The sequence below is a fragment of the Nocardia sp. NPDC057440 genome, from assembly GCF_042802915.1.
GTDB lineage: Bacteria > Actinomycetota > Actinomycetes > Mycobacteriales > Mycobacteriaceae > Nocardia.
This window is the reverse complement of record NZ_JBHVDF010000002.1, coordinates 434,644-446,558: the sequence shown is the minus strand read 5'-3', so window position 1 is coordinate 446,558 and position 11,915 is coordinate 434,644. Positions and strand designations below refer to the sequence as shown.

9 protein-coding genes are annotated in these 11,915 nt (G+C 66.7%); 2 read left to right on the top strand and 7 right to left on the bottom strand.

The genetic code is table 11. The annotated features are described in order from the left end of the window. Window positions 1-4: 4 nt before the first annotated feature. The 6 genes from ACFU4Z_RS05115 to ACFU4Z_RS05090 form a co-directional block, all read right to left on the bottom strand. Window positions 5-787: an enoyl-CoA hydratase family protein gene (locus ACFU4Z_RS05115; protein WP_379059858.1), complete on the bottom strand. Its 783-nt coding sequence runs from the start codon at window positions 785-787 to the stop codon at window positions 5-7. Window positions 788-979: 192 nt separating this feature from the next. Further along, window positions 980-2,140, bottom strand: coding sequence for an acyl-CoA dehydrogenase family protein (locus ACFU4Z_RS05110; RefSeq protein ID WP_379059857.1), 1,161 nt, complete (start codon window positions 2,138-2,140; stop codon window positions 980-982). A gap of 67 nt (window positions 2,141-2,207) precedes the next feature. Continuing rightward, window positions 2,208-4,262 (bottom strand): acetyl/propionyl/methylcrotonyl-CoA carboxylase subunit alpha, encoded by a 2,055-nt coding sequence (locus ACFU4Z_RS05105; protein WP_379059855.1) that lies wholly within the window; start codon window positions 4,260-4,262, stop codon window positions 2,208-2,210. An 8-nt stretch (window positions 4,263-4,270) separates the two neighbouring features. Beyond that, on the bottom strand, window positions 4,271-5,869 hold the full coding sequence (locus ACFU4Z_RS05100; RefSeq protein ID WP_328406910.1) for a carboxyl transferase domain-containing protein: 1,599 nt from the start codon (window positions 5,867-5,869) through the stop codon (window positions 4,271-4,273). Continuing rightward, the gene (locus ACFU4Z_RS05095) at window positions 5,866-7,014 is read right to left on the bottom strand and encodes an acyl-CoA dehydrogenase family protein (protein WP_379060350.1); all 1,149 of its coding nucleotides are present in this window, start codon (window positions 7,012-7,014) and stop codon (window positions 5,866-5,868) included. The genes ACFU4Z_RS05100 and ACFU4Z_RS05095 overlap by 4 nt, the downstream gene beginning before the upstream one ends. Window positions 7,015-7,093: 79 nt before the next feature. Beyond that, complete coding sequence (locus ACFU4Z_RS05090) at window positions 7,094-8,809, bottom strand: acyclic terpene utilization AtuA family protein (protein ID WP_379059854.1); 1,716 nt, start codon at window positions 8,807-8,809, stop codon at window positions 7,094-7,096. A gap of 176 nt (window positions 8,810-8,985) precedes the next feature. On the opposite strand from ACFU4Z_RS05090, the gene ACFU4Z_RS05085 reads away from it, so the two are divergent. Beyond that, a complete protein-coding gene (locus ACFU4Z_RS05085; protein WP_379059853.1) occupies window positions 8,986-9,129 on the top strand; it encodes a hypothetical protein in 144 nt (47 codons plus the stop codon). Window positions 9,130-9,703: 574 nt separating this feature from the next. Continuing rightward, window positions 9,704-10,459, top strand: a complete 756-nt coding sequence (locus ACFU4Z_RS05080; RefSeq protein ID WP_379059851.1) for a hypothetical protein — start codon at window positions 9,704-9,706, stop codon at window positions 10,457-10,459. A 321-nt stretch (window positions 10,460-10,780) separates the two neighbouring features. On the opposite strand, the gene ACFU4Z_RS05075 is transcribed toward ACFU4Z_RS05080, so the two are convergent. Beyond that, entirely contained in the window at window positions 10,781-11,536 is a 756-nt protein-coding gene (locus ACFU4Z_RS05075) for an adenylate/guanylate cyclase domain-containing protein (RefSeq protein ID WP_379060349.1), read from the bottom strand. Between the last annotated feature and the right edge of the window lie 379 nt (window positions 11,537-11,915).

The following is an 11,915-nucleotide window of genomic DNA, read 5'->3' as shown; positions in this document are numbered from 1 at the left end:
GAGGCTATTCTGCCCAGCTCGGTGCGCGACGCTGCAGGAAGGCCATCATGCCCTCATGCACCTCGGGGGTGCCGAAGAAGCTTGCCGAGCGGGCGGCGAGCTCCTCGGCGGAGCTATCGAATCCGGCCAGGACGGTCGCGTTCACCAGGCGCTTCGCCTCGGCGAGCCCTTGCGGGGAACCCTTGCGCAGCTCCGCGCACAGTCGCACTACCTCGTGCCGGGGATCCTCTGCGGTGACGGTGACCAACCCGATCTGCTCAGCGACATCGGCGCCGAACTTCTCGCCGGTCAGGTAATACCGGCTCGCCGCACGGGGGCTCAGCCGCGGCAGCAGGGTCAGCGAAATCATGAAGGGTGCGAGACCGATGCGCACCTCGGTGAGTGCGAAGCTGCTACTCGGACCCGCCACGACGATGTCGCACGCGGCGACGATGCCCATGCCGCCCGCGCGCACATTGCCCTCGACCTGCGCGATCACCGGCTTCGGGGTTTCGACGAATCGGCGCAGGACATCGATCATCACGCGGGTGCGCTCGTCGGCGGCCACCGCGGGGTCGGCGTTGCTCGCCTCGCTGAGGTCGGCACCCGCGCAGAAGGTGTTGCCGGTGTGGGCGAGCACGATGCCGCGCACGCTGTCATCCGCGGCCGCGTCATCGAGCCCGCGCAACAGTTCGGCGACGAGCCGCGTGGACAGGGCGTTGCGGTTGTGCGGTGAATCGAGCGTGAGCGTCGCGAAGCCGTCGGCGACCTCGTAGCGCACGTACGGCGCGGTGGATGTCTCGGTCATCGAGTCTCCTTTCTCTCTGAGATGCTGCCCGTCACCATGCGCCCGCCGCCCCGGCAGCTATCGAGGCCCGGTCGTATCACGCGGGCCGAGGCATTCCGGGTATCCCGGCACCGGCCGGGATACCCGGAACCGCTCCCGGCGACTGCGTCGCTCGGGAAGTCGATGGTGGTCGCGGCGACATGGGCACGGATGTCAGTAGGACTTCGGCAGGCCCAGGGAGTGCTGGGCGACGAAGTTCAGGATCATTTCGCGGCTGACCGGTGCGATGCGGCCGATCCGCGCCGCGGCGAGCATGGCGGCGAGGCCGTACTCCTTGGTCAGTCCCGCACCGCCATGGGTCTGGATGGCCTGATCGAGCGCCTTGATACTCGCCTCCGCCGCCGCGTATTTCGCCATGTTGGCGGCCTCGGCCGCGCCCATCTCGTCGCCCGTGTCGTAGAGCGTCGCGGCCTTCTGCATCATCAGCTTGGCCAGCTCCAGCTCGATCTTCACCTGGGCCAGCGGATGCGAAATGCCTTGGTGCGCACCGATCGGCGCCTTCCACACCGTGCGCTCCTTGGCGTATTCGACCGCGCGCTCGATGGCGTAGCGGCCCATGCCCACGGCCATCGCGGCACCCATGATCCGCTCCGGGTTGAGGCCCGAGAACAGCTGCATCAGGGCCGCGTCCTCCCTACCGACCAGGGCGGTCGCGGGCAGCCGCACGTCATCGAGGAACAGCGTGAACTGGTGGTCCGGCTCGATGATGTCCATTTCCTGCGGCGTCTTGTGGAAGCCTTCGGCATCGGTCGGCACGATGAACAGCGCGGGCTTGAGCTTGCCGGTCTTGTGGTCCTCGGTGCGCGACACGATGAGCACCGCCTCGGCCTGGTCCACACCGGAGATGAAGATCTTGCGGCCGTTGAGGATCCAGTCCTCGCCGTCGCGGCGCGCGGTGGTGGTGATCTGGTGCGAGTTCGACCCGGCATCCGGTTCGGTGATGCCGAAGACCATCGTGCCGCTGCCGTCAGCGAGCTTGGTCAGCCATTCCTGCTTCTGCGCATCGGTGCCGAACTTGCTGATAATGGTGCCGCAGATGGCCGGTGACACCACCATCAGCAGCAGACCCGCGCCCTGGGCGGAGAGCTCCTCCATCACCAGCGACAGCTCGTACATGCCCGCGCCGCCGCCGCCGTACTCCTCGGGCAGGTTCACCCCGAGAAAGCCGAGTTTGCCTGCCTCGTCCCACAATTCGGTGAGCGGCTCGTTCTTGCGCGCTTTCGGGAGCACGTAGTCGCGGTAGTTGTACTTCGACGCGAGCGCGGCGACCGCCGCCCGCAGCGCCTTCTGCTCCTCGGTTTCGATGAAACTCATCAAATCTCCTTTGTCATGCGGGAACCCCGCACTCGGTCGGCCACGATGATCGCTGCGCGATGGTTTCTCATCGGGCCTCCTGGTTGTCTTCGTCGACTGGATCCACGACGGCGAGCACGGCGCCCACATCGACCTGCTGGCCGACGGCGACGTTGAGGGCGCTGAGCACCCCGGCGGCGGGGGCGGAGATGGTGTGCTCCATCTTCATCGCCTCCAGCCACAGGATCGGCTGGCCCTGTTCCACCAGGCTGCCGACCTGCGCACCGAGCCGAATCACGCTGCCCGGCATCGGCGCGAGCAGCGAGCCGGTGGCCACCTGGTCGGCAGGGTCGCTGAAACGCGGCAGCCTGCGCACACTCACCGGTCCCAACGGCGAATCGATGCACACCAAGTCGCCGTAACGCGCGACAGCGAATTGCCTGCGCACGAGACCACGTTCGCCGGGCACCGCGAGCACGACCCGATCCGCCGTCGCCTCGACCAGCTCAAGACCGTCGTGACCGTCCACCGTCACGCCGTCGCGGGTGCAGCGGTAGCCGATGTCGTGGATGCCGGTGGTCCGGCTCTCGTAGGACTTGCGCTGCGATTGCGAGGGCAGGTTGCGCCAGCCCGCGGGGAAACCGCCGCCGACCCGCGCGGAGCGGCGATTGGCTGCCGCATCCGCAAGGGCGGCCGCGACGATCGACAACGTTTCGTCGGCCTCGGATACCAAGGGCGCGGCGAGCGTGTCCAGTCCATGGGTGGTGAAGAACGCGGTATCGGTGTCACCCGCGAGGAAGGCCGGGTGCCGCAGCACACGCACCAGCAGATCGCGGTTGGTCACCAGACCGTGAATCTTCGCGCGGTGCAATGCCGTAGCCAGCAGCCGCGCCGCCTCGGCGCGGGTGTCGGCGTAGGAGATGACCTTGGCCAGCATCGGGTCGTAGTGCACACCGACGACCGAGCCGTCGACGACACCGGTGTCGAGGCGCACGCCCGGCCGATCGAGAACACCGAATTCGGTTGTCACCGAAGGGATGTCGATGCGATGCACGGTGCCGCTCTGTGGCTGCCAGTCGTGTGCTGGATCCTCGGCGTAGAGCCGGACCTCGATCGAGTGTCCGCGCATCGCGGGAGCCGACGCGGCGAGCTCGCCGCCCGCCGCGACCTCGAGCTGCGATCGCACGAGATCGAGTCCGGTGGTGCATTCGGTGACCGGATGTTCCACCTGCAGCCGGGTATTCATCTCCAGGAAGAAGAACTCGCCCGCCTCGTCGGCCAGGAACTCCACGGTGCCCGCACCGGTGTATCCGATCGCCCCCGCGGCAAGACGGGCCGCCTCGAACAGCCGCTCCCGCATGCCCTCGGTCCGTTCGACCAACGGGGAGGGGGCCTCCTCGATCACCTTCTGATGACGACGCTGGATGGAGCATTCGCGCTCGCCGACCGCCCAGATTGTGCCGTGGGTGTCCGCCATGACCTGCACCTCGATGTGCCTGCCCGTTTCGAGATACCGCTCACAGAACACCGTGGGATCCCCGAACGCGGACTCGGCTTCCCGGCGCGCCGCGGCGATCTGCGGCTCCAACTCGGCGAGGGCGCGCACCACGCGCATTCCGCGACCGCCGCCACCGGCGGAGGCCTTGATGAGCACCGGCAGGTGCTGCTCGGCGACCTCGGCGGGATCGAGTTCGGCGAGCACGGGCACGCCCGCGGCATCCATCATCTTCTTGGAGGCGACCTTCGAACCCATCTGTTCGATGGCTTCGACGGGCGGGCCGATCCAGGCGAGCCCGGCGGCCAGCACGGCACGCGCGAATTCGGCATTCTCGGAAAGGAATCCGTAGCCGGGATGAACGGCGTCCGCGCCGGTGGCCAGCGCGGCATCGATGATGAGCTCACCGCGCAGATAGGTTTCCGCAGGGGTGTTGCCCGGCAGCCGCACCGCGGCGTCGGCCTCGGCGACGTGCGGTGCGGCGGCATCCGCGTCGGAGTAGACCGCGACCGTGCCGATGCCCATCCCGCGGCAGGTGGCGAACACACGCCGCGCGATCTCGCCGCGGTTGGCCACCAAGACATTCGTGATCGGCACACCCGTCATCCGGCCGCCGCCCTGCATCGAATCGCTTCGCGATGCCGTCATGTTCGACCTCACATTCGGAAGACGCCGAAGCCATCGGCGCCCTTGATCGGAGCGTTGTGAATGGCCGACAAGGACATTCCCAACACCGTGCGGGTATCGCGGGGATCGATGACGCCGTCGTCGTAGAGCCGGCCGGACATGAACATCGCCAGCGACTCGGCCTCGATCTGGGCCTCGATCATGGCGCGCATCCCGGCGTCGGCGTTCTCGTCGAACGGCAGCCCCTTCGCCTCCGCGGCGGCGCGGCCGACAATGGAGATCACGCCCGCCAGCTGCGCACCGCCCATGACAGCGGATTTCGCACTCGGCCAGGCGAAGACGAAGCGCGGATCGTAGGCACGCCCGCACATGCCGTAGTGCCCCGCACCGTAGGAGGATCCCATCAGCACCGAGATGTGCGGGACCTTCGAGTTGGAGACGGCATTGATCATCATCGCGCCGTGCTTGATGATGCCCTTCTGCTCGTACTCCTTGCCGACCATGTAGCCGGTGGTGTTGTGCAGGAACAGCAGTGGCGTGTTCGACTTGTTGGCCAGCTGGATGAACTGGGTGGCCTTTTGCGACTCCTCGGAGAAGAGCACGCCGCGCGCGTTGGCGAGGATGCCGACCGGATAGCCGTGCAGCTCGGCCCAGCCGGTGACCAGGCTACTGCCGTAGAGCGGCTTGAACTCGTCGAAGTCGGAGCCGTCGACAATACGGGCGATCACCTCGCGCGGATCGAACGGAATCTTCAGATCCGGCGGGACGATGCCGAGCAGGTCGGCCGGGTCGTACAGCGGATCGATCACCGCGGCGCGCGGTGCGGGCCCCTGCTTTTTCCAGTTGAGCCGCTTGACGATGGCGCGGCCGATGCGGATCGCGTCCTGCTCGTCGAGCGCGTAGTAATCCGCGAGACCCGAGACCCGGGCGTGCATGTCCGCGCCGCCGAGCGACTCGTCGTCGGACTCCTCACCGGTGGCCATCTTGACCAGCGGCGGCCCGCCGAGGAACACCTTGGAGCGTTCCTTGATCATCACCACGTGGTCGGACATGCCGGGGATGTAGGCGCCACCGGCGGTCGAGTTGCCGAAAACCAGTGCGATGGTGGGGATGCCCGCGGCGGAGGCCTGGGTGAGGTCGCGGAACATCCGTCCGCCGGGCACGAAGACTTCCTTCTGCGTGGGCAGGTCCGCGCCACCGGATTCGACCAGCGAGATCACCGGCAGCCGGTTCTCGCGCACGATGTCGTTGATGCGCAAGGTCTTTCGCAGCGTCCACGGATTGGAGGTGCCGCCGCGCACTGTCGGGTCGGGCGCGACGATCATGCATTCGACGCCCTCGACGATGCCGATTCCGGCGATAGTGCTCGCGCCGACGTGGAATTCGCTGCCCCATCCGGCGAGTGCGCACAGCTCCAGGAACGGGGAGTCCTCATCCAGGAGCAGCTCGATGCGTTCGCGCGCGGTCATCTTGCCGCGCTTGCGATGCCTGGCCAGCTTGTCCGGTCCGCCGCCTGCGATCGCCTTGGCGAACTCGGCCTCCACCTCGGTGAGCTTGGCGGTCATCGCCTCGGCGGCCGCCGTGTACTCCGGCGATCCGGTGTCGAGGGTGGTGCGTAGTGTCGTCAAGACTGGTACCCCAATCGTTTCGCCGCCAGACCGGTCAGGATTTCGGTGGTGCCGCCGCCGATGCCGATGATGCGGATATCGCGATACTGGCGTTCCACTTCGGATTCGCGCATGTAGCCCAGCCCGCCGAACAGCTGCACGGCCTGGTTGGCCACCCACTCGCCCGCCTCGACGGCGGTGTTCTTGGCGAAGCACACCTCGGCGATCAGATCGGTTTCGCCGTTCGCGCTGCGCTGGGCCACATCTCGGGTGTAGACCCTGGCCACGTCGATACGGCGGGCCATTTCGGTCACGGTGTTCTGCACGGACTGCCTGCTGATCAGCGGGCGGCCGAAGGTCTCCCGGTTGCGCACCCATTCCAGGGTGAGGTCCAGGCAGCGCTGGGCCTGCGAATATGCCTGTACCGCAAGGCCTACGCGCTCGCTGACGAACGCGCCCGCGATCTGATAGAAGCCGGAGTTCTCGGCGCCCACCAGATTCTCCACCGGCACCCGGACATCCACGTAGGACAGCTCGGCGGTGTCGGAGGCGAGCCAGCCCATCTTCTCCAGCTTGCGGCTGACCGTGAAGCCCGGTGTGCCTTTCTCCACGACGAGCAGCGAAATACCGCCCGCGCCAGGGCCGCCCGTGCGCACCGCGGTGACGACGAAGTCGGCGCGGACGCCCGAGGTGATGTAGGTCTTGGCGCCGTTGACGATGTAGTGGTCGCCGTCGCGGCGCGCGGTGGTGGTGAGGTGGCCGACGTCGGAGCCGCCGCCCGGCTCGGTGATGGCGAGCGAGCCGATTTTCTCCCCGGCCAGCGTCGGGCGCGCGAAGCGTTCGATCAGGTCTTCGTTGCCGGAGGCGATGATGTGCGGCACGGCGATACCGCAGGTGAACAGCGAGGCGAACAGGCCGCCGGAACCGCCGGCCTGGTGCAGTTCCTCGCACACGATCATCGCGTCGATGCCGTCACCACCGGAACCGCCAACGGATTCGGGGAATTGGATACCGAGCAGGCCGAGCTCGCCCGCCTTCTTGTGCAGTTCGCGCGGGATCTCGCCGTCGCGCTCCCAGTCGTCGAGATACGGGAGGACCTCGCGCTCGGCGAAACCGCGCACGGTGGCGCGTAATTCGCGCCGCTCGGGGGTGTTCCACGGGCTCACGGCAACACTCACAGCCCCGTCACCTCCCGCTTTCTTTCGATAGCGCGAGACGGGTGTGCGCTCAGCGCGTAGTGCTCACTCATGGCAACAGCTCCAGTGGGATATCGATATGACGCGAGCGCAGCCATTCGCCGAGCCCCTTGGCCTGTGGGTCGAATCGGGCCTGGTAGGCAACGCCCTTCCCGAGCAGACCTTCGATGATGAAGTTCACGGCGCGCAGATTCGGCAGTACGTGCCGGGTGACGGTCAGCGCGGCGGCTTCGGGCAGCAACTGCTCGAGCCGCTCGACAGTGAGCGCGTGCACGAGCCACCGCCACTGGTCGTCGGTGCGCACCCAGACACCGATATTGGCGTTGCCGCCCTTGTCTCCGCTGCGCGCCAGCGCGATCGTGCCGAGTGGTTCCCTGCGAGTTTCGCTGGCTGGCAACGGTTCCGGAAGTCCGGGTTCGGCGACGTCGGCCAGTGCCAGCGTGTCCGACGCGGGCGCGATCTCGACCCTGGTGCCCTCCGGCAGCACCGCCGCGTGCGGAACCTCGGTGGCATCGACGAATCCCGGCGTGTACACGCCGTACGGGGAACCGTTGCCGGGCAGGCTGGTGAAGCTGGCGCCCGGATAGCTGGCCAGCGCCAGCTCGACCGCCACATTGGAGAAGGCACGGCCGACCTTGTTGGGGTCGGGATCACGAACCACACAGCGCAGCAGCGCGCTGGCCTGCTCCTCGGTCTCGGCGTCCGGCCGGTCGAGGCGAGCCAGCGTCCAGCTCAGCTCGGCGGGCCGCACGGGCAGCCAGGACTCCAGCTGACGTTGCGCCAGTTCGGCTTTCGCCTCGATGTCCAGCCCGGTGAGGATGAACTCCATCTCGTTGCGGAAGCCGCCGAGCGTATTCAGCGAGACCTTGAGCTGCGGCGGTGGCGCTTCACCTGTCACGCCGCTGATCCGCACGCGGTCGGGGCCGTCCTGGTCGAGCCGGATGGTGTCCAGTCGCGCGGTGACATCCGGTCCCGCGTAGCGCGCGCCCTGGATCTCGTACATCAGCTGCGCCTCGACGGTGTCCACGGTGACCGCGCCACCGGTGCCGTGATGCTTGGTGATGACGCTGCTGCCGTCCCTGCGCACCTCGGCGATCGGGAAGCCCGGGCGGCCGAGATCGGCCAGCTCCTTGAAGAAGGCGAAATTGCCGCCGGTGGCCTGGGTGCTGCATTCGATGACGTGTCCCGCGATGACCGCACCGGCCAACTGGTCGTAATCGGTTCGCCCCCAACCGAAGTGGGCGGCGGCCGGGCCGACGATCACCGAGGCGTCGGTGACCCGTCCGGTGACCACGATGTCCGCGCCCGCGTTCAGGCATTCGACGATGCCCCACGCACCGAGGTAGGCATTGGCGGTCAGCGGCGCACCCAGGCCGAGTTCGCCCGCCCTCCCGAGCAGGTCATCGCCCTCGACATGGGCGACCTTGGCATCCAGACCCAGATCCGCGGCGACCTTACGCAGTTTCTCCGCGAGCCCTGCCGGGTTGAGGCCGCCCGCATTGGTGACGATCTGGACGTTGCGCTCGAGCGCGAGCGCGAGGCAGTCCTCGATCTGCCGCACGAACGTCTTGGCGTAGCCGAGGCTCGGATCCTTCATCCGGTCACGGCCGAGGATCAGCATGGTCAGTTCGGCGAGATAGTCACCGGTGAGCACATCGAGCTGCCCGCCTTCGAGCATCTCGCGCATTGCACTGAGCCGATCACCGTAGAACCCGGAACAGTTGCCGATCCGGATCACATCCGGATCGGCGGCCAGCATACGCATCAGCTGGGAGGCCCTCCTATGCGGCGAACCGTCCCAGCGCCGCCGCATTGCCGCACCGGTGAAGTCCGCGTACCAGAGACCAGCATCACATCCGATCCAGAAAAAAGCAAGCACGCGTGCTTGTTAATCGCCCACGCCCACCTAAACCCCCACAACCTGCGAGTAAGCTCCCCGCCGTGTCCTCCATCCTCCTACTCGCCCTCGCCGGTTTCCTCCTCGGCGGCGCCTACTCCACCTGGAAGACCCTCCGCCCCCTGTCGATCGCACTGGGTGTCTGCGCAGCCCTGGCGGTGGCGGGCGCGATCGCCTGGATGAGCTAGAGCATCATCCCCACCAACCTTGCGGTAGCTGCTGGTCGGGGATTGGCGGGTGGTCCGGGCAGCGAAACCGCGGGAGTTCGCACGCTTGACCTTGACCCTAGGTCAAGGTGCACGTTCATCGCATGACTACTACGCCTCTCTCTGACTCTGCTGGCGAAATCTGCTCCAGAGCCCCTCAACATGGCCATTGACAAGCGCCTGCGCGAGAGTGATTCCGGTATATTTTCGGCATGGCGGCGATGCTCGGACCGGCCGAAAACCGCGATACGCCAGCGCCAATGGAGAGCCAGGCCAGTCTGGGCCGGGGTTTGCTGTGATGAGGCTAGGCATCGATGTTGCACGAGCCATGGTTGCTGCGGCGCGTCGGCTGAACTGTCTGGGTGAGGCCGCAGCGGGCTTGGCCCTCAGGCTCCGGAGGGACGGGGATGCCTTGCATTCCGTGGTGCCCGAAACCGGACATGTTGACGCGGCCCTCGCCGAACGGATCCGCGGCATTTCCCTGGACACTCGATTCGACAGGGCGAGTACAACGATTCGAGAGAGGCTCGACCGCGATCCACCCGGCACCGAGGACATGTTCTATCGCGACCTGCGTGAACATGTGCGCGAACACGAGATGCCATTGAAAATGCGTGAAACGGACGACGACGACACATGGGCGTGGACAGGCACGGATGACGCCGTTGAGAAGGAGGCAGAGAGAGCGCAATGGCTGGCGAACCGCACCTGGGGTCGAGCCATTCAGATCAAACAAGACCATCTGCGCCAGCAAGGTGTGACCGGGAGAGCACACGCCCAGTCCATGTGGGACTGGAAGGATAAGCTCGAACGGGCGGCACGCGACTACGGGGATCCGTTGCCCTTCCTTCCGGAGATCGCGGGAAGGGAACCGCGCATGAGCGAGGTCTATCGCGGCGACGGGCAGCCTCGGGAGGTGATCTTCACAGAAGGCTTCCAGGCGTGGCGCGACGCCCCGGACGCCGACCGCGCGCTCATGGACCCCCGCCCCGGCTACGATGGCCGGATCTACACCGCGAAGGAGCTCGAGGTCGCGGCGCTCTATCCATTGGACGACCCGGGCAGGCACGTGTACGTCATCGAGGACGCGCGCAATTACACGGACATCGAGGATGCACGGAAATACAACCCGCACGGACCCCGTTACGAGGCAGGCGAGGCGGGCGAGGTGGTGTTCCCGAACGTGCCACCCGACAAGATCAAAGGCGAACTCCGCGACCCCCACGACCCGAGCGCTGGACTCATAGCCAACCCCAACTTCAAACCCTATGAACCGCCGCCGATCAGGCCACCGCGTGAGGACGGCGACTAACGCCGACATCAAACCCGCCGCCTGCGGCCTCTACTTCCAACGACCCCACAGGGACTGGACCATCAACCAGCTCGCGGTCGCCGAATACGTTGCGCGGGAATGGTTCCGACCTGCGCGCCGCGATACCGGTGAATTTCGCAAACCTGAACGGAGACGACACCGCCCGACAGGGATAGGGATGCCGACCCGTCAGTGCTCAGTTCACCGGGCTGAAATCGAGACCCACCAGCCCGCCTAGCTCACGACAATCCCCAGCCAACTCAGCCCGAAAGACCCGCCCCTAGGTTCACCTATGACCGAAAGACGGGGCAGCCCCCGCCTTCAACTCAGCCGAAAAATCCTCAAGTCCTCCGGCACCCCACTCAACGGCGCCGCAAAAAAACTCCGCCGATAAGGCTTGATCGTGTACCCCAATTCCTCCAACGTCTCCGGCCGCAGCGAATCCAGCGTCGCCTCCGACACCATCGTGTTGCCGTTGCCGCCCGCTTCCATCACTCGCGCGGCGATGGTGACGTCCACACCGAGCCAGTCGCCACCGATCTCGCGCGGTGAGCCGGTGTGCAGCCCGACGCGCATCTGCGGCCGGTAGCCGCGGACCTCGACCTCGCCCAGGTTGCGCTTGGCCTGCGTCGCGGCGTGCACCGCACGATCAGCCGAGGTGAACACGGCCATCACGCCGTCACCCATGCGCTTGACGAGGTGACCGCCCCGGTCGGCGATCGGGGGCTCGATGGCCTTGGCTACCACCCGCAGAAGTTCGAGCGTCGCCTCATCTCCCGCCGACAGCGACCAACTGGAGAACGCCACCAGATCGGTGAACATCACAGTTATCTCTTGGCTACCTCTGCCGCGACCGACTCGCTCCAACACGGCCTGCCAGACCTGGAGCGCGCCGAACCCGATCTCACGGGCCGCGCTAGGTGTATCACCGACCAGTTTGTCCGCGGCGCGGGCGACCGCGCGAGCGCCGCCGGGACCCGAAACCGACAGCGGATCGCCGAAGGCCGGATCACCTGGAAGCTGCTCACGCGCCTTCCGCAGCGCACCGATCAGATCTGGTCGCTGATTCGCATTCATCAGTGCGGAAAGCTGCCCCCGGCGAAGCCCAGGCTCCGAACGACGAGGCGAACCGTCCTCGTCGACGGGCACCAGCGGTATGACTACCTCGGACGGAATGCCGCCGGTCTCCCCTGGCGTCGACTCCGGCTCAGCACCGCCGGAAGGTGTTTCGCTCACGCCCCGAGCGTATCTCAGCCGACCTACCGTCGGCGGGTTACTTATCATCGCCACTGCCACCTCACGATCAGACGGAGCGGGCACGACATTGGGGCCGCCGATAGATAACGTGATAGTTGCTGGAGCCGATGCTACCCAGCACAGATTCCAGACGGAAGCGGCCTATTTCACAGTTTCCGCGATGTTCACACGCGACAGAAGCGGTCGGAAACGAGATCGC

Excerpts from the sequence above, each read along its gene's own strand:
- ACFU4Z_RS05115 (WP_379059858.1), bottom strand. The coding sequence starts at position 787 with ATGACCGAGACATCCACCGCGCCGTACGTGCGCTACGAGGTCGCCGAC.
- ACFU4Z_RS05110 (WP_379059857.1), bottom strand. The coding sequence starts at position 2,140 with ATGAGTTTCATCGAAACCGAGGAGCAGAAGGCGCTGCGGGCGGCGGTC.
- ACFU4Z_RS05105 (WP_379059855.1), bottom strand. The coding sequence starts at position 4,262 with ATGACGGCATCGCGAAGCGATTCGATGCAGGGCGGCGGCCGGATGACG.
- ACFU4Z_RS05090 (WP_379059854.1), bottom strand. The coding sequence starts at position 8,809 with ATGCGTATGCTGGCCGCCGATCCGGATGTGATCCGGATCGGCAACTGT.
- ACFU4Z_RS05080 (WP_379059851.1), top strand. The coding sequence starts at position 9,704 with ATGTTCTATCGCGACCTGCGTGAACATGTGCGCGAACACGAGATGCCA.
- ACFU4Z_RS05075 (WP_379060349.1), bottom strand. The coding sequence starts at position 11,536 with ATGAATGCGAATCAGCGACCAGATCTGATCGGTGCGCTGCGGAAGGCG.